Raw genomic sequence first — 17,304 nt, 5'->3', positions numbered from 1 at the left:
GGCACGACGCCCTCTGGCTGACCTGGGGTGCCCTGACCGCCACCGGGCTCGCATGCGCAGCCTCGGTCGCCGCACTCGCCCGCAGCGGACACCTGGCCGTACGGGAGGGGCCACGGCTCGTCCCCGCTATACGGAAGCCGAGGGGCCGACCGGACTGGTCGGCCCCCAGGCGCCATACGCCTTCCCGGCGGAGGCGAACAGGCCGAGCACCGGCTTGCCCACCTGCATCGAGGCGCTGTCGGTGGCTCCCCGGTGGCCGAGCTTCCGCACCTGCTCGGTGACCGTCAGCCCCTTGTACCGGCCGTCGATGACCTTCTGGTCGAACCGCCGCTTGCCGCCGCCGAAGAGCACGTCCACCTTGTGGTTGACGGACTGCTCGGCGATCGAGCCCGGCCCGCCGGCCGCGATCGTGCCGGTGGGGCACTCGGCCATGTCGGCCGGGCCCTGGCAGGAGCAGTCGGTGACACGCGAGGCGAGCACCGCCGGGGTGGCGTCGGCCGGCTCAGAGGTGGTCACGCTGCCGGTCGCGCCACCCGTCCTTCCGCGCCGGCTCCAGGATCGTCGTAATCGCCTTGTCGGTACCCGGGTCTTGGAGATGCGGCCGTTGACGGTCTTCACACCGGTTGCCCAGCCGGTGCCGCTCGCGGCCGAGTCGGTCACATGGTCCGGCGTGCCGTCCGCGTGCACTGCGTACGTCGTGTGCGCGCCGGTCAGAGGGAACTTGTCCATGCTCAGGCGGCCGTTGGCGCCGGCCTGAGGTGGCGGCAGGACAGTCTGGGCATGGCAGCGGCTCCTCGCATCTCGTGTGGTTACGCGGGCCGACCGACGCCGGCCCCCAGTCGTCGGCACCGAGATGTTCGAACCGCCCAGTCTGCAGCGGTCTGCGACGGCACAGAAGCCGCAGACCACCGCCCAGCGGTGCACTCGTTAGAGTGATACACCTTCCGCTGAATTCAGGCATCGCTGTACCGTCGAAGAGTGCTCGTAGCCGCCACCCAGGCCGAGGTGCTCGCGCGCTTCGGGCGCGCCCTGGCCGATCCGATCCGCTGCCGAATTCTGCTCGCCCTGCGTGAACGCCCGGACTATCCCGCCGAGTTGGCGGACCAGCTGGGCATCAGCCGCACCCGGCTCTCCAACCACCTCGCCTGCTTGCGCGACTGCGGCCTCGTCGTCGCCGTCCCGGAAGGCCGCCGTGTCCGGTACGAACTGAGTGATCCTCGGCTCGCCCACGCATTGGGCGACCTGCTGGGCACGGTGCTCGCCGTAAACACCGAGATCACCTGCCCCGACGCCGAGAACAAGGGTTGCTGCTGACCGACGGCGCCGCCGCCCTGCCCCATCAACCTCCCTCCTCTCGCACGACTTTGCACGTCTGAAGGGACAGTCATGGGCCAGCACGACGACATCGACGACCGCGGCCACGCGGAAGGCCACGGACACTCACACGGGCACGGACACGGGCATCAGCACGGGGTGAGCGCGGACGCCGACCGGCGCTACCTGACCGGGGCACTGGCGCTGATCACCGGCTTCATGGCCGTCGAGGTGGTCATCGGCATCCTCGCCCGCTCGCTGGCGCTGATCTCGGACGCCGGGCACATGCTCACCGACGCGGCGGCGATCGTCTTCGCGCTCGCCGCGATGCGGATCGCCGCCCGGCCGGCCCGAGGCCGGTTCACCTTCGGACTCAAGCGCGCCGAGATCGTCTCCGCGCAGGTCAACGGACTCACCCTGCTCCTGCTGAGTGCGTACTTCGTATACGAGGGGGTGCGTCGCCTCATCGAGCCGCCCGAGGTCGAGGGGCTGTACGTGGTGGTCACCGGCGCGGCCGGGATCGCCGTGAACATCGCGGCCACCTGGCTGATCAGCAAGGCCAACCGGTCGAGCCTCAACGTGGAAGGCGCCTTCCAGCACCTCCTCAACGACCTGTATGCCTTCATCGGCACCACCGTCGCCGGCCTGATCGTGTGGCTGACCGGGTGGGCCCGCGCCGACGCGATCGCCGCCCTCGTCGTCGCCGCCCTCATGCTGAAGGCGGGTTGGGGGCTCGTCCGTGACTCCGGGCGTGTCTTCATGGAGGCGGCCCCCGCAGGGCTGGACCCCGACGAGATCGGGGCGCGGATGGCCACGCTCGATCACGTCACCGAGGTCCACGACCTGCATGTCTGGGAGGTCACCTCCCACTATCCGGCGCTGTCGGCCCACATCCTGGTCGCGGCCGACTCCGACTGCCACGCCGTACGCACCGCCGCCGAGCACCTGCTCCGTGCCCGGTACGGCATCGATCACGTCACGCTCCAGGTCGACCACGTCTCCCTCGCGCCCGCCGCACTCACGGACGCGCACTGCGCGGACCCCCACGGCCCGGTCCACGCACGAAGCGCAATCGGGCCGGAACTGCCCGGGGACAGCCGTGCTGCATGAACGGTGAAATCCGCAGCGTAAATTCGTACGATCACCCTTCCCGATAAATTCACGCGCCCTCAATGGCACTTGACGGTGGTTTTTGATTCGCCACCCCAGGGGACGATCGGAGCGAGTCATGTCCGCTCCGAGGGTGTTTCGCATCTTCCTGTCGACCCTGCCGAAAAACCAACGAAATTCTTCTCTCCGACAAGAGGACCGCGATTCGCGCGTGTTTTCCGGAGATACACAGGAGGGTGTTGTGATGTCAGTCGTGGGGTCGATCCAACTGCCGGGGATTATCCACTCATTGGGGAGCTTCGGCGGTGCGGCGGCGTGGATCGCGGTGGTGGCCATGGCTGGCGCCACCGTCGCGGGAGCCCTGGTTGCCCATCGAAGTTCTGGGCAGGCCGCCCTAGTCCTGGTGATCGCCTCGGGCATGATGCTGACCACCGCCGTCGTCGATCTCCTTCCGGAGGCGTGGCACGAGGCGGCAGCCGCGGGCCTGTCGGCCTGGATCGCGATGGCCACCGCTGTGGCCGGCTATCTGGTGATGACGGTCTTCACCCGCAACGGCTGCGGATGCGACGCGGACCTGGCCGCGCAGGCCGCGGGCGCGCACACTCCCGGACGTCACCGTCGGGTGAAGGAGACGGCAGGGGCACTGTCGGTGGGGCTGGGAGCGGCGGCCGCGCTGGCCACGCACCGGCTCGTCGAGGGAACGGCGCTCGCCCTGGCTTTCTCCCTGCCCGTGCTGCTCACTCTTATGGTGGGCTCCGCCAGTGACGGAGTGGCGCTCGCGGCGATGCTGCGGGAGACGAAGCAGCGCCTCACCCCCTGGCTGACGGTGGCCTGTACCAGCCCGGCCGTGGGTGTTCTGATCACCACCGTCCGTCCTCTCCCCGAGGCCGTGCTCCCGGTGGCTCTCGCCCTGGTGGCGGGCGTGATCCTGCGCATTGCCGTCGTGGGGTTGAAACTTGCCGCGCTCAAGCGGGCAAAGGGGCAGCTTCCCCGCTGGCACGTGGTCACGGCCGCCGTCACCACATTCGCGATGGGAGCTCTTCTCTTCGCCGCACACTGACTCCCGCACGGATCGCATTCGCACATGAGGAAAGGAAGGTGCAATAGGCCGTGGGCGAAGCATGCTGCGGAAATGAATCCGCGACTAATTCCGGAGGATCAGAACCCCTGAACCGCCATCCCGAACTCCCCGGCCAGGAAAGGCCCTTGCTGACACCGGACGACGTGCACCACAAGTGGTTCACGACGGTACGCCTCCGTGAGGGGTACGACCTGCGCGAGGTGGACGACTTCCTGCGCGAGGTCGAGTACACCCTCGACCGGCTGTACAAGGAGAACGGCTCGCTGCGCGAGCAGCAACCCACGGTGCTCCATGTGCCCGACCGTGACGCCTCGTCCGAGGAAAGCGAGACGGCGGCCCGTATCATCGCGCTCGCCGAGCAGACGGCGGGCCAGACCCTCACCGCCGCGCGCGCCGAGGCTGACGAGATCATCCGCCGAGCGCGGGACAACGCCGAGCAACTGGAGCGGGACGCCAGGGACAGGGCCGAGCAGATCGAGCGGGACGCTGCCGGCCGCACGTACGTCGACGACCGTCAGATGCGGCAGACACGCGCGGACCTTGACGCCTTGGAGAACTCGAAGCTGGCCGTCGTACGTCAACTCACCGAGCTACGGACCCTGGTAGCGGAGTACCGCACCCGGTTTCAGAGCAGCCTCGGCACTCAGTTCGACGACGTCGAGCGTCGGACCGAGGAGTTCCTTGCCGCTCTCCCCGGCCCCTCCCCGGCCCCGCCCGGGACTCCGGCGTCTCCCGCGTGGCAGCCGCGGTACGGCCCCGTGCCTCATCAGGTTGTTCCTCCGCAGATCAACAACCGCCCCGACACGCCGGCCTCCGACGATCGGCTGGCAGGTTGAACCCACGGTGCGATGGACTCGCGCCCCACCGCCAGCGGCCCGTACACCGCACAACTCACTTCGCCGGAGGGGAAACGAAGATGGCCGAGCAGCCGACACACCACCATGACCACGACCACGGACACCAACACGACGACGATCACGTACACGCGCACGAGTCGCACAGTGGCCCACCTCGGCCGAGGTGGGCCACCGCCGTTCAACGACACGAAGGTTGAGGGGGCCTGGCACCCGAGAACGTGAGTGCCTGGACCCGGCCCGGCGCGCCGTGGCTTCACATGTTCTGGCAGGCCTTGGCTTTGAACTCCGCAACGGGGACGGTGACTGTGGAAAAGTCGCCGTTGGCCGAGACGTCGTCGTAGCGGACCGTTCCCGGCGTGAGCCGGTCCCGGTCGGTCAGGGTGAAGGAGAAGCTACCCGATGACCACGAGTTGTCCTTTGTCCAGCCGTAGAGGGCATAGGTGGTCTTGGCGGTGAGCGGGGTGAGAGATCTGGTCGCGGTCCAGCCAGGGGAAGGAGAATCGAGGGTCCATGTGGTGAGACCAGCCGCGAGGGGGCGGTCAGCGGTCCATGAACCGACCGTCACCGCTTTGTCGGCGTCGTCGCCGTCCACATAGAGGGTCGCGCCATCGATCCGATGTCCGCAGACCATCATGACGCCGAGCAGACGGCCGTCGCCGGTCACGGAGATGCCGGCGACGGCATCGACGGGAACCGAGCACCCTGAGCTTGCCGCCAGGGCCACGCCGGCCGCTACGATGCCGACACAGCGCCGGAACACCGGCCATGAAGCGGTCGACCGCACAGAGACCCCCTGCCCAGGGGGTCGCACCTGGTACCCCCCTTGCATCTCGGATGGTAGGGACGGACCGCGTCGAGCCACTGCGTCGCCACCCGCCCGTTGCACCCTCGTTGTGGCCTTGTAGCCGCTCGACTGCGTCAGCCCAAGGAACAGTGACAGTTCTCGGGACGCTGCCCTGGCAGCGTCCCGAGAACTACAGTCGCTCAGGGAGCGGCTCCGAGTGGTCAATCAGATGCTGTGACCCCGTCATCGGGCTCAAGGCGGCCGCCTGCCAGCGGCAACGTGGCCCGGCGCGGGGTGATCTGCACGCGGATCGCGGACTCGATGCGGGCTGCCGGGCTGTCGGTCGAACATCCCTCACAGCATCCGGCGGCCTCCCCTTCCATCGGCGGGACGGACTGCGCCGGAATCACCACGATCGGCTCCTGGGCGGTCTTGGCCCCCTGGGGCGAGCACGAGTCGCAGCATCCGGCGTCCTCCTGCTCGGGCAGGATCCCCGAGGTCGCCGACGCGGACCCGGTCACCGCTGTCACCCCCGGCAGCGGCGTCGCCTTGGCGCCGCGGATCGCGTTGGCGATCACCACGACCTCGGCCAGCTCATGGATGAACACGACCGTGGCCAGGCCCAGCACCCCGAACGCGGCCAACGGGATGAGCACCGTGATGATGGCCAGCGACATCACGATGTTCTGCACCATCAACCGTCGGGCACGGCGGGCGTGCCGCAGCAGCTGCGGAAGGTGCCGCAGGTCCTCGCCCATGAGCGCGGCATCGGCGGTTTCGACGGCCACGTCCGTACCCATGGCGCCCATCGCAATGCCAACGTCCGCGGTGGCGAGGGCGGGGGCATCGTTGATTCCGTCGCCCACCATGGCCACCCCGCCGCGCCCGCCCGACTTCAGGTCGGTGATGTGCGCGGCCTTGTCCTCCGGGCGAAGATCGGCGCGTACGTCGGTGATGCCGGCCGAGGCCGCCAGGGCCTGCGCGGTGCGGGTGTTGTCACCCGTCAGCATGGCCACCCGGACACCGAGGCGGCCCAACTCGCGTACGGTCTCGGCTGCTTCGGGCCTGAGCTCGTCGCGTACGGCGATGGCACCCACCAGCACCGTGCCGCGCTCGACGAGGACGACCGTCGCGCCCTGGTCCTGAAGTCGGGTGACGTCGGAGGCGAGAGCGCCGGGGTCGATGAACCCCGGGCGGCCCAGCCGTACAGGTGCGCCCCCCACTGCGCCTCGCAGACCGTGGCCGACCACCGCGGTGACGTCGGCCGCGTCCGGCACATCACTGCCGACGGCGGCGAGGATCGCGGCGGCCAGGGGGTGTTCGCTGCGGGCCTCCAGGGCGGCGGCGAGCCGCAGCACTTCGGCCTCGGCGGCGCCGGGGGCGGGGACGGTGGCGATGACGCACGGTTCGTTGCGGGTGAGGGTGCCGGTCTTGTCGAGGGCGACGGTCCGTACCGCGCCCAGCTGTTCCAGCGCGAGCCCACCCTTGACCAGGGCCCCGGTGCGGCTGGCCGCCCCGACCGCGGCGACGACCGTCAGCGGTACGGCGATGGCCAGCGCGCACGGCGAGGCAGCGACCAGCACGACCAGGGCCCGCTGCAGCCACAGCAGCGGGTCGCCGAAGATCGCTCCGAGCCCCGCGATCAGTACTGCCAAGACCACGATCCCGGGCACGAGCGGCTTGGCGAGCCGGTCCGCCAGCCGCTGCCCGCTGCCCTTGCGCTCCTGCGCCTCCTCCACGATGTGGACGATCCGGGCCAGCGAACTGTCCTTGGCCAGCGCGGTCACCTCGACCTCGATGGCGCCGCCGCCATTGATCGCCCCGGCGTGCACCGGATCGCCGGCCGCGGCCTCGATGGGCATCGACTCACCGGTGATGGCGGACAGGTCGAGGCTGGTGCGTCCGCTGCGGATGACGCCGTCGGTCGCGGCCCGCTGCCCCGGCCGCAGCAGCATCACGTCGCCGAGCGCCAACTCGCCCGGTTCCAGCTGCAGTTCGCGGCCGTCGCGCAGTACGGAGGCGGTGTCGGGCACGAGGCTGAGCAGCGCGCGCAGGCCGCGGCGGGTGCGTACGACGGCGTAGTGCTCCAGGCCCTCCGCGATGGAGAACAGCACGCCGAGCATGGCGGCCTCGAAGAACTGGCCGAGCGCGACCGCGCCGATGGCGGCGACGGTCATGAGGGTGCCGACACCGATGTGCCGGTACTTGAACAGGTTGCGGATGGAGGAGGGGATGAAGGTGCAGCCACCGACCGCCGCGGCGGCCAGTTCCAGAGTGAGTTCCGCCGTATCCGCACCTGTGCGGCCGGTCAACCAGGCGGCCAGCAGCAGCATGCCCGCCGCGGTGGCCAACTGCAGCTCGCGCACCTGCCACAGCCGCTGCGGCGACGTGTCCCGCTTGTCGTCACCGGCTTCGGTTTCGGTCTCCGCACCGGTCGGCGCGCAGCACTCGGCTCCCATGGAGATCCCCTTTCCGTCCGTACTAGATCTCTGTGGAGACGTCGTCGCCGAGGAGCACCCGCACCAGGAACCGTCCCTGCTCGGTCAGCCCGTACATCACCAGCCGGCCGTCGCGCCGCGAGGTGGCGAGACCGGCCGTGCGCAGCTGCCGCAGATGGTGCGACACCAGGTTCTGCGGCTGGCCGACGATCCAGGCCATGTCACACACGCACAGTTCGCCACCCGCCTCGAGCGCGGCGGCGATGTTCAGCCGGGTCGGATCGGCAAGGCCCTTGGCGGTGCGGGCCGCGGGCTCCAGGGCCTCGAAGGCCGGGAGACGTCCGCGGATGTCCTCCGCCTTGGGCAGGTCCAGGCACAGCAGGTCGCACGAATCGAGTCGTTCCTCGGTCACATCAATACTCTAACGAACGTTGATGTGAGCTGGTAGGGGGCGTAGCAAGTGGCTGTGAGGCAGCCCTGACGGCTTGCCTCAACGCCGAGGCCGAGCGGCGGCGCTCACTCTCGGGCCGGGGTGCGCTTGCGGGCGACTCCGAGCAGGTAGTCGCCGCGGATGTGGGTGGGGGCCCCGCGAACGTCGAGGCCGTGGCGCGGCAGTTCGGCGAGGAAGCCGTCGGCGCTGAAGCGGTCGTACTCCGGGTGGTCGAACAGGAGACGGTAGCTGGGGCGGGCCAGGGCGTGCGCGGTGACCTCGTCGAAGACGAAGAGCCCGCCGGGCTTGAGGACGCGGGCGATCTCGGCGACGGCGGAGCGCCAGTCGGGGATGTGATGGATGATCGCGAAGTCGAACGCGGCGTCGTACGTGCCGTCCTCGGCCCCGAAAACGGTCCGTAGGGGCGCCGCGCCGGGCTGCTGACCCTGGCCGCCGCTCCTCGCCGGAGTGGATCTGGGCATCAAGGCGTGGGCGCAGCGCGCCTTGCCGGGCAAACCGGTCGAGGCCGACCCGCTGGATCTGCGACTGGCCCTCAACCCCGGGGTGGCGTTCTCCTTACTCGCCAACGCGCCTGCCTGGACGGTCCACACCGTGACCGGACTGATCACGGCCGTGGTGGCGGTGGCGCTGTGGCGTACCGCCGCAACGGCCCGTCGTCTGTGGGGCATTGCGCTCGCCTCGATCCTGGACGGCGCGGCGGCCAACCTCGTCGACCGGGCCGCGGACGGCGTCGTCACCGACTACCTGCACTCCGGCTGGTGGCCCACCTTCAACCTCGCCGACGCCTTCATCGTGCTCGGCGCCATCACCCGCGTCGCACTGTCCTTCCTCGGGAGCGACCATGAGCATGAGCGACCCCCGTCCGACGCCTGAACCGTCTGCGGCACGCCGCTGGGCGGGCCCGGCCGCCCTGGTGATCGCCTTGCTCACCGTCGGCCTGGACCTGATGGTCCTCAACGTCGCCCTGCCCACGCTGGCCGGCGACCTCGAGGCGAGCACGAGCCAGCTGCAGTGGATCGTCAACGCGTACGTTTTGGTCTTCGCCTCCCTGATGCTCCCGGCGGGCGGCCTCGGCGACCTCCCCCACGCCTTAAGGGCGCGGGGGACCCCCATCGGCCGCCGCCGGGTGCTGGCCGGACTGGCGGCGTTCGTCGCCGCCTCCGCCTGGGCCGCCTACAGCGGCAGCGCCGACGGACTGATCGCCGCCCGCACGGTCATGGGCGTAGGCGCTGCGATCATCGTGCCGCTCTCCCTCGGCATCCTGCCCGCGCTCTTCCCATCTGAGGAACGGCGTCGCGCCATCGCCGTATGGGTCGGGGCCCTCGGCGTCGGGCTGCCCCTCGGGCCGATCGTCGGCGGCTGGCTGCTTCAGCACTTCTGGTGGGGCTCGGTCTTCCTCATCAACGTCCCCGTCGGCGCCCTCGCGCTCATCGCTGCGGCCGTCCTGCTACCCGAGTCCTCCGACCCCACCGCACCACGACTGGACTTCCCCGGCATCACCACGTCGGTGCTCGGCACCGCCGCGCTGGTGTACGGCATCATCCCAGGCGCCCGAGGACAGCGGACCGATCCCGGCGTGCTCGCCGCGATCGTCGGTGGCGTCCTGCTGCTGGCCGCCTTCCTGTTCTGGGAGCGCCGTTCCCCCCACCCGCTGGTCGACCTGCGGCTGTTCGCGAACCCGGCCTTCACCTGGCCGACCGTGGCCGCCGCCGCAGGCACCTTTACAGTCGTCGGCGCCCTGTTCGTGGTGCCCCAATACCTGCAAGTCCTCCAGGGCAACGACTCGTTCGGCACCGGACTGCGGCTGGTACCGCTCGTTGCGGCGATCCTGGTGGCCGCGGCGGCCGTGGACAAGGTCGTCACCGGAATCGGCGCAAAGATCCCCATGGTCGCGGGACTGGCCGTCGCCGCCGTCGGCTTCGCCGTCTACTCGGCCGTCACCCCCGACTCGGCGTACGCCTTCAGCGCCGCCTGCCTGGCCGTCATCGGCCTCGGCGCCGGACTCGCCCTCGCGCCCGCCGTCGACGCGGTGACGGCCACGCTCCCCGAGCACCGCGCGGCCGCCGGATCCGGGCTGTTGATTGCCATTCGCCAGATCGGCGCCGCGTTCAGCGTCGCCGTCCTCGGCACCGTCCTGAACATCACCTACACCCGCGACCTCGACCCCCACCTGCGCGGACTTCCCCAGCCGGTAGCCGACGCAGCCCGCGACAACATCGCCGGCGCCGAAGCCGCCGCCCGCCGTCTCGACCAGCCGCTCGGAGAGGACCTGTCCCACCACGTCGCGGGAGCCTTCACCGACACCATGTCCCACGTCCTCCTCGCCAGCGCGGCGCTCTGCGTGCTCGCCGCGGCACTCATTGCCGTGCGGCTGCCTCGTCGTGACGCGACGTAGCCCGTTCGACCCCACAAGGCGGCACGACAACCAGAAACGGTGTGGCCGACGGCGCCTGCGCACCGTCGGCCACACCGTTTCTGTCGCCGCGTCAGCTCTTGCCGAGCATCTTGTCCATCTGCTCGATCTCGGCGGTCTGGGCCGTGATCACGTCGTCCGCGAGCTTCGTCGCGGGACCGTACTTGCCCTCGGCCTTCTGCGTCTTGGCCATCTCGACGGCGCCCTCGTGGTGCTTGACCATCATCTCGAGGAACATCTTGTCGAACTCGGCGCCGGAGGCCTTCTCCAGCTTGTCCATGTCCTCGCTGCTCATCATGCCGGGCATGGAGGACGACATGTCGTGGCCTTCCATGCCGGACATGTCAGCGGGGACCTCCTCGCCCCACGAGGTGAGCCAGCCGGACATCGTCTTGATCTCCGGGTCCTGCGCGCCCTTGATCTTCGTGGCGAGGTCCTTGACCTCCTGCGAGGAGGCGCGGTCGGCGGCCAGATCGGCCATCTCGATGGCCTGACGGTGGTGCTGGATCATCTCCTCCGCGAAGGAGACGTCCTGGTCGTTGTGGTCGCCGGCCTTCGCCGAGGCGGTCGCGGAAGGGCTGGAGTCGGAGTCGCCCCCCATCGAGGACATGTCGTGTCCGCCACCGCCGCAGGCGGACAGGACGAGAGCGGCGGCGCCGGCGGTGACGGCGAGTGCGGTACGGCGGACGAGCTTGCGGCGTGCAGTCATGGTTGAGCTCCTGAGTTCGGATCTGTGAAGGACATGCCGAGGCACCTCGCCGCGTCCAAAGGAGTGGGGTATGCGGCGACGCGCGGGCCGTTCTATATCCGCAGGAGCTGGAGTTCGGAGAGTGAGGGCGGGGCGCGACCGCCGTCGGGACCGCTGCCGTCAGGAGACGTACGTGTCTCCCCCGGTTCGGCACCCGCCACCACGTCAGGGAGCAGCGTCGGCACCATCGCCGGAGCCCCGCCGACTGACGCCGAGGCGCACGTGGGATCCGCATGGGCCGTGTGGCCAGTACAGCCACCGTCGCCGTGATCGCATCCATCCGGCATCGACGCCACGACGTCCGTATGCGCGACCACCGCCACCCGATCATGCCCGGACATGGCAGCGGCGGCACCGGAAACCGGCCCGAGCCCGTGCATACCGAGCAGCCCCAAGAGCACAGCCCACACGAGCAGCCCAAAAGACCGCACCATCGCGTGCGGTCGCATGAACTGTCGGAGGCGGGTCACGGGCCTCATCCTAGGCATGGATCAACGGTCGCTTGCATCCCGGGCACCACCGGAGTAGACACGGAGACGTCATACCCACCCAGGGTATGACAACCCGGAGGGGAGGCATCGTGCCCGACCTGCTGACCACCGAATACCACGTGTCCGGCATGACCTGCAGCCACTGCGAGAACGCCGTGAAGCAGGAGGTCTCAGCGCTCGAAACCGTCGTCGACGTGCAGGTCGACGTCCCCACGGGCCGCGTCACCGTGACGTCCACCACACCGCTCGACGATTCGCGGATACGCGAGGCGATCGACGAGGCGGGCTTCGAACTCACCGGCCGAGTATGAGGTTCCGCCTCCGTCCCGAAAGACTGCCCTTGCGGCCGACTACTATGGCCTTGCGTATTCGGTGGCGAAGGGAAGTCAGGGCCATGCGGCGGCTCGGGGATCTTGAAGCGGAAATCATGGATCGTCTCTGGACGTGGAACCGTCCGGCGACGGTGCGCGAGATAGTCGATGACATCAACAGGAATCGCCCCGTCGCGTACACCACGGTGATGACCGTCACCAACATCCTGTACGGCAAGGGCTGGCTGCTGCGTGGCAAGCAGGGCCGGGCCTGGCTGTACTCGCCGGTGCGCAGCCGCGAGGCGTACGCCGCCGCGCTCATGGAGGACGGTTTGGGAGAGAGCAAGGACCGCCGGGCCGCGCTGGTCGCCTTCGTGGAGAACATGTCCGACGAGGAGCAGGCTGCCCTGCGCAAGGCCCTGCGGAACACGGGACGCCAGGCGGGCCAGGCCAAGGCGGACTCGTGAACGCGGCCCCCGCCCTTGTCGGCTACACGGCGGCGGTGGGCTTCGCAGCCCCGTACCTGCTCCTGCGCGCCGACTGGCCGCACCGTGCCCCTGCCCTCGCGGCGGCGGTGTGGCACGCCCTGGCGGTCTCGTTCTCGTTCGGAGCCGCACTCTCCGCCGCGAGCCTGGCCATGCCGGCCGAGCACCTGCACGCGGGCATGGTCGGCCTGCTGCACGCCTGCGGGCTGGACGTGGGGGTGGGGCGGCCCGATCCCGAAATCGCGGCCCGTTTGGCCGTCGGCGTTCCGGCCGCCATCGGGATCGCCCTCGTTGCGAGCTTCGCCTTCCATGTCGTACGAGCCCGTCGCGTGCGGAGTCAACACCGGGAGGCCGTCGACCTGGTGGGCCGGCACTCGGCCCGTCTGTGCGCCACCGTCCTGCCGTACGACACCCCCGCCGCCTACTGTCTGCCGGGCCGCGATCCCCGGATCGTGATCAGCGATGCGGCTGTGCGCCATCTGACACCCGAGCAGCTCGGCGCCGTGCTGGAGCACGAGCAGGCCCATATCGCGGGCCGCCACCACCTGGTCCTGGCCACGGTGGAGGCCTTCTACTCGGTCTTCCGGTGGGTGCCGCTGGCCCGCCACGCCCGGGAGCAGACAGCGCTGCTGCTGGAGATGATCGCCGACGACCGCGCACTGCGCAGCCACTCCCACGAGGCGCTGGCCACCGCGATGTACGAGATGGCCTCGGCCCGGACGCCGAAGGGCGCCCTGGCGGCCGGTGGCCAGAGCGCCCTGATCCGCCTGAAGCGTGTCCTCGGCCCGCGCAAGACCGCGCATCCCGCCCTGTGGGGCTCCGTGGCTGCGGCCGCCCTGACGGTGCCGCTGCTGCCGCTGCTGGTCGCCTGCCCTCCCGGACTCGGCTGACCGCTACTGGTGAGGCTGGTGTGACCCAATCTCACTTGCGGTGCGTATTACGAAGCTACTAAGTTCTAACCCGCTCGATGAATGCGGCGCTGGGCGCGGGCCGGGGCCTGTGCCCAGCGTCGGGTCCGCGGGACAGTGCCGAAGCTGACTGGCGTCGGCCCGACGGCCAAGACCCGTCGCTCGGTCCACAGACGCGCTAAGGAGTCAGCCCACGATGGGAACGCACCGTAGGCCGAAGCCGCCCAGCCGTGCCCGAATAGCCACCATCGGCATGGCGGCCGGCGCGGTCAGCCTCCTGCCGACGCAGAGCCAGGCGGCGCCCAAGCCCACGGTGGACGAGGTGCGCAAGCAAGTCGAGCTGCTCTACGAGGAGGCCGAGGCTCCCACCGAGGAGTACAACGGCATCCGGGAGAAGCAGAAAGAGCTGCAGCGCGAGGCCGAGCGCGCGCGGGAGCGCCTGGCCCGTAAGCAGCAGGAGATCAACGAACTGCGCGAGAAGATAGGCCCGTTGGCGGCGGCGCAGTACCGCTCCGGCGGCATCGATCCGAGCGTGGAGCTCTTCCTCTCCGGCGACCCGGACGACTATCTCCACCAGGCCGAGATGCTCGACCGCACGAGCAGCCGGCAGGCCGACGCCCTGCGGGCGATGCAGAACATGCAGCGCGAACTCGCGCAGGAACGGGCGACCGTCCAGGAGCAGCTGCAGGATCTGCAGGAGACGCGGGCGAAGGCCAAGGAGAAGAAGGACGAGGTGCAGGGCAAGCTCGCCGAGGCCCGCAAGCTCCTCAACAGCCTGACTGCCGCCCAGCGCGCCAAGATGGAAGCCGATCAGGAGCGCGAGGACGCCGCCGCGGGCGTCAGCGACTCCGCCGCCACCTACAACGGCCCGGCCAGCGGTCGCGCCAAGGTCGCGCTGGACTTCGCGTACGCGCAGCTCGGCAAGCCCTACGAGTGGGGCTCCACCGGACCCAACTCCTACGACTGCTCGGGACTGACCGGTGCCTCCTGGCGCGCGGCGGGTGTCTCGCTGCCGCGCACCGTCAAGCAGCAGTACGACGCTGGCCGCAAGGTGGCCAAGTCCGATCTGCAGCCGGGCGACATCATCTACTGGTACAACGACAACCAGCACAACGGCATGTACGTCGGGAATGGCAAGGCCATCCACGCGCCGCGTACCGGAAAGAACGTGGAGATCGTCCCGTTGGACTCCATGCCGTTCTTCGCCGCCAGCAGGCCCTGAGCCCCACCACCCGCACCGCCCAAGGAACTTCTGCTGACCTGTCAGCAACGGAGGCCAGCGGCAGAGGCGCAATCGCGCCCGCGAGGTCACCCCGCGCGAAGCGGACGATGTTGGAAGGAAAACGTGTGAGCCGGATCCGGGGATTCGCCGTGGTGTCCGCCACCGCCGTCACCACCGTCGGCGCCGTCGCGGGAATTGCCTCGGGCAACACCGCGCAGTCATCGAACGACTTCGATGCGACCGCGGCCGACGCGACCCTCCTCGCGGACATACCCGCGGGCCAGCAGGCCCAGGTCCAGGTCAGCTCGCTGGTCCAGCAGGCCGACGCCCAGGCCGTCTCGGCGGACGCCGCGACGAAGAAGTCCGCGGAAGAGGCGGCGCGCAAGCAGGCGGCCGAGGACGCGGCGGCCAAGAAGGACGCTGCGGAGAAGAAGGCTGCGGCGGAGAAGCTCGCCAAGGAGCGGGAGGAGGCCCAGCGGGAGGCCGTCAGCCGCTCGGCCCGTGATTCCTCCTCTTTCCCGGTCCAGAGCTCGTACACCGTCGCGGAGGTGCAGGCGATGGCGCGCCAGATGGTGCCCGCTGACCAGTGGCAGTGCTTCAGCGACATCGTGGAGCGCGAGTCCAGCTGGAACTACCAGGCGGACAACCCCACATCCGACGCCTACGGCCTCATGCAAGCGCTGCCCGGCTCCAAGATGTCCTCCGCCGGCGCCGACTGGGCGACCAACCCGGCCACCCAGATCAAGTGGGGGCTGAACTACATGGACAGCCGCTACGGCAGCCCCTGCGGCGCCTGGCAGTTCTGGCAGGCCAACAACTGGTACTAGACCAGCCCGGGATCAAAAGGCCGCGCAACAGGTTCCCGCCGGTCCTGACGGACGACTACTTGTTCATCGCCGACGGAATCGGCATCGCCCGCGTCCTGCCCATGGTGCGTGCCGTGGCCGCGGCCGGGCGAGGGCAGCACGGGCGCGTGTCGGCACCCGGCTGCGAGACGCCCCGTCCAGGCCGCTGTACGAGGTCTGCCCGGATCTCGTGCGCATTGCTCCACTGCAGGGACGAACTGCGAAGTACGTTGCCACAATGCTCTGTTGTGACGATCTCTCCCTCTTCCTCCGCTTCGTCCGCCGTGCTCGGCCTCGACCATGAGGCCGTCGGCGCCCGCATACGCCGGTGGCGGGACGACCCCGGCACCACCTACCACACGTGGTAGTCAGAGTGACGTTCGGTCAGGATGAGCTGCCTGGGGAGTTCGCCGGCCTGGAGGGCGGCGAAGTCGGCGTGGGCCTGATCGACGGCTTCGGAGTATGCCTCGCGCTTGGCGTGATCGCCCGGTAGGTGCCGGCGATGGAGGGGTTCTGACCCTTGCGCTTGCCGGTGGAGATGATCAGGTCGGGCTGGATCTGCTCCACGGACTCGCCGTTTCGCCCGCCGACGGAGCACGGTGTGCAGCATGTCGTCGGTGATGACCGGCGGCCGACCTAGTGGAGGACGCGCAGGTTCCCGCGGGGCCACCAAGAGGGGTGAAGGTGCTCGTCAGCAGGTCAGGGCCATAGCGAGCCCTCGATTCTCAGTCTCCAGCGGCGCCGACGCCCCCGGCCCATCCGGAGCGCACCGCGAAGCTCCCGCGATGACCCTGATCACGGCTGGTCTCGCCTACGCGCTCGGAGTGACCTCGCCGAGGGCGCCTTCGGCGGCTTCCCACATCGCGGCCAGGGGCGCCGGGGTGCGGCTGGTTTGGAGTTCGACCTGCCGGGCGGCCTGGTGAAGGTGGCCTCGTGCCACGACCGGATACGCTACTCGGATACGTGATGCCGTAGTCCTTCTCGAAGGCGATGGCGGCCGTCTTGCTGTCGCGGATGTCGACGCCGAGGAACCGCACTCCCAGCGGCTTGGTCTCCTTGGCCAGGCGGGCCAGTTCCGGGGCTTCCTTGCGGCAGGGCGCGCACCATGAGCCCCACACGTTGATGACCACGACGTGGCCGCGCCACCGGGCGATGCCGATGCGGACTCCTGTCAGGGTGCCCGTCAGCGGGGGCGTGAGGGTGCGCTCGCCGGGTTTCAGTGATGCCCGCCGGGTCCGCTCCCGTAGTCCGACGGCTGCACTTCTTCCAGCGCGGTATCCCGAAGTGCAGCCCGCTTCGCGTGGGGCCGGGGCCCACGGGAGATCCTCGCCGGGCTCGGGGTGGCTTGGCCGGCTGGGCTGGTGTGGGCTTGACTCGGAGTACTGGGAGCGTGGTGTGCGCCGATGGCGCGGGCGATGGGGCCGAGGCTGGAGTCCGCCTACGGCTGGTTCAAGCTCGCCCAGTCCGAGGGCTTCGAGATCCCCGAGAACCTGGTGATCGAGCGGCCAGCCGGACGAGCTCATGCGCGAACGAGGTGTCACATCGCCGTTCACCGACTCGGCGAGGAGGGCCTCGCCCGGCGCCGGTCACGGGCTCGTACCCCGGTGGCTACCTCAGCCATGTCGCGCCCGGCGCCCACCCGGACGGACTGCGCGCCTGCCTCGGCCGCGGGCTGCCGCCCGGCCGGCGGCAGCCCGAGCATGGCTTATCCGACGCTGTCATGCCGCCGCGAGCTGCGGTTCCGGTGCGGCCAGGTGTCCGCTGCGGGCGAGTGCGGCGACCGAGGCTGCGCATGCGAGCCCGGTGGCGGTCAGGGCACCCCAGGTCAGCCAGAGGGCGTCGTGCC

The 17,304-nt window shown here is 69.9% G+C and carries 19 protein-coding genes and 1 pseudogene; 11 read left to right on the top strand and 9 right to left on the bottom strand.

Going from position 1 to position 17,304, the window contains the following annotated elements; genetic code table 11:
- Positions 1-126: 126 nt before the first annotated feature.
- Positions 127-729: an alkaline phosphatase gene (locus OO68_RS41090; RefSeq protein WP_078625812.1), complete on the bottom strand. Its 603-nt coding sequence runs from the start codon at positions 727-729 to the stop codon at positions 127-129.
- A 249-nt stretch (positions 730-978) separates the two neighbouring features.
- Here OO68_RS41090 and OO68_RS41085 point away from each other — a divergent pair, with 249 nt between their 5' ends.
- From OO68_RS41085 to OO68_RS41070, 4 genes are all read left to right on the top strand, one after another.
- Entirely contained in the window at positions 979-1,314 is a 336-nt protein-coding gene (locus tag OO68_RS41085) for an ArsR/SmtB family transcription factor (RefSeq protein WP_033314607.1), read from the top strand.
- A 72-nt stretch (positions 1,315-1,386) separates the two neighbouring features.
- Positions 1,387-2,424: a cation diffusion facilitator family transporter gene (locus OO68_RS41080; RefSeq protein WP_051815024.1), complete on the top strand. Its 1,038-nt coding sequence runs from the start codon at positions 1,387-1,389 to the stop codon at positions 2,422-2,424.
- Positions 2,425-2,557: 133 nt separating this feature from the next.
- Positions 2,558-3,484, top strand: a complete 927-nt coding sequence (locus tag OO68_RS46000) for a ZIP family metal transporter (protein ID WP_167345952.1) — start codon at positions 2,558-2,560, stop codon at positions 3,482-3,484.
- Between the two features lie 146 nt (positions 3,485-3,630).
- Entirely contained in the window at positions 3,631-4,341 is a 711-nt protein-coding gene (locus OO68_RS41070; RefSeq protein WP_033314605.1) for a DivIVA domain-containing protein, read from the top strand.
- A gap of 274 nt (positions 4,342-4,615) precedes the next feature.
- Here the strand turns inward: OO68_RS41070 and OO68_RS41065 are convergent, their stop codons facing one another.
- From OO68_RS41065 to OO68_RS41050, 4 genes are all read right to left on the bottom strand, one after another.
- Positions 4,616-5,086, bottom strand: a complete 471-nt coding sequence (locus OO68_RS41065) for a hypothetical protein (protein WP_245237452.1) — start codon at positions 5,084-5,086, stop codon at positions 4,616-4,618.
- A gap of 281 nt (positions 5,087-5,367) precedes the next feature.
- Positions 5,368-7,605 (bottom strand): heavy metal translocating P-type ATPase, encoded by a 2,238-nt coding sequence (locus OO68_RS41060; RefSeq protein WP_051815023.1) that lies wholly within the window; start codon positions 7,603-7,605, stop codon positions 5,368-5,370.
- Positions 7,606-7,627: 22 nt separating this feature from the next.
- Positions 7,628-7,996, bottom strand: coding sequence for an ArsR/SmtB family transcription factor (locus OO68_RS41055; RefSeq protein WP_033314604.1), 369 nt, complete (start codon positions 7,994-7,996; stop codon positions 7,628-7,630).
- A gap of 104 nt (positions 7,997-8,100) precedes the next feature.
- The gene (locus tag OO68_RS41050) at positions 8,101-8,496 is read right to left on the bottom strand and encodes a methyltransferase domain-containing protein (protein ID WP_245237450.1); all 396 of its coding nucleotides are present in this window, start codon (positions 8,494-8,496) and stop codon (positions 8,101-8,103) included.
- On the opposite strand from OO68_RS41050, the gene OO68_RS41045 reads away from it, so the two are divergent.
- Both OO68_RS41045 and OO68_RS41040 read left to right on the top strand, forming a co-directional pair.
- Positions 8,483-8,908: a signal peptidase II gene (locus tag OO68_RS41045; protein ID WP_078625806.1), complete on the top strand. Its 426-nt coding sequence runs from the start codon at positions 8,483-8,485 to the stop codon at positions 8,906-8,908. The two genes, OO68_RS41050 and OO68_RS41045, sit on opposite strands and share 14 nt — an antisense overlap.
- The gene (locus OO68_RS41040) at positions 8,883-10,430 is read left to right on the top strand and encodes an MFS transporter (protein ID WP_051815022.1); all 1,548 of its coding nucleotides are present in this window, start codon (positions 8,883-8,885) and stop codon (positions 10,428-10,430) included. Before OO68_RS41045 ends, OO68_RS41040 begins: the two co-directional genes overlap by 26 nt.
- 91 nt (positions 10,431-10,521) lie before the next feature.
- Here the strand turns inward: OO68_RS41040 and OO68_RS41035 are convergent, their stop codons facing one another.
- A complete protein-coding gene (locus OO68_RS41035) occupies positions 10,522-11,157 on the bottom strand; it encodes a DUF305 domain-containing protein (RefSeq protein ID WP_033314602.1) in 636 nt (211 codons plus the stop codon).
- Between the two features lie 92 nt (positions 11,158-11,249).
- The gene (locus OO68_RS48175; protein ID WP_439332904.1) at positions 11,250-11,630 is read right to left on the bottom strand and encodes a DUF6153 family protein; all 381 of its coding nucleotides are present in this window, start codon (positions 11,628-11,630) and stop codon (positions 11,250-11,252) included.
- A gap of 146 nt (positions 11,631-11,776) precedes the next feature.
- On the opposite strand from OO68_RS48175, the gene OO68_RS41025 reads away from it, so the two are divergent.
- From OO68_RS41025 to OO68_RS41005, 5 genes are all read left to right on the top strand, one after another.
- Positions 11,777-11,998 carry a heavy-metal-associated domain-containing protein gene (locus OO68_RS41025; protein ID WP_245237448.1) on the top strand — a complete coding sequence of 74 codons (222 nt, stop codon included), beginning with the start codon at positions 11,777-11,779 and terminating at the stop codon, positions 11,996-11,998.
- Positions 11,999-12,081: 83 nt separating this feature from the next.
- Complete coding sequence (locus OO68_RS41020; protein ID WP_033314600.1) at positions 12,082-12,465, top strand: BlaI/MecI/CopY family transcriptional regulator; 384 nt, start codon at positions 12,082-12,084, stop codon at positions 12,463-12,465.
- Positions 12,462-13,373: a M56 family metallopeptidase gene (locus OO68_RS41015; protein ID WP_033314599.1), complete on the top strand. Its 912-nt coding sequence runs from the start codon at positions 12,462-12,464 to the stop codon at positions 13,371-13,373. The genes OO68_RS41020 and OO68_RS41015 overlap by 4 nt, the downstream gene beginning before the upstream one ends.
- Positions 13,374-13,587: 214 nt before the next feature.
- On the top strand, positions 13,588-14,613 hold the full coding sequence (locus tag OO68_RS41010) for a C40 family peptidase (protein WP_033314598.1): 1,026 nt from the start codon (positions 13,588-13,590) through the stop codon (positions 14,611-14,613).
- A 125-nt stretch (positions 14,614-14,738) separates the two neighbouring features.
- Positions 14,739-15,440 carry an aggregation-promoting factor C-terminal-like domain-containing protein gene (locus OO68_RS41005; RefSeq protein ID WP_033314597.1) on the top strand — a complete coding sequence of 234 codons (702 nt, stop codon included), beginning with the start codon at positions 14,739-14,741 and terminating at the stop codon, positions 15,438-15,440.
- Positions 15,441-16,269: 829 nt separating this feature from the next.
- On the opposite strand, the gene OO68_RS48395 is transcribed toward OO68_RS41005, so the two are convergent.
- Both OO68_RS48395 and OO68_RS48170 read right to left on the bottom strand, forming a co-directional pair.
- Complete coding sequence (locus OO68_RS48395; protein WP_280922567.1) at positions 16,270-16,398, bottom strand: hypothetical protein; 129 nt, start codon at positions 16,396-16,398, stop codon at positions 16,270-16,272.
- Positions 16,399-16,414: 16 nt separating this feature from the next.
- Positions 16,415-16,981, bottom strand: a pseudogene (locus tag OO68_RS48170) (TlpA disulfide reductase family protein); the annotation flags it as partial.
- Positions 16,982-17,304: the final 323 nt, after the last annotated feature.

It is taken from the genome of Streptomyces iakyrus (assembly GCF_000717055.1).
Lineage (GTDB): Bacteria > Actinomycetota > Actinomycetes > Streptomycetales > Streptomycetaceae > Streptomyces > Streptomyces iakyrus.
The sequence above is the reverse complement of the archived record's forward strand: the minus strand, read 5'-3'. Positions and strand labels throughout refer to the sequence as shown.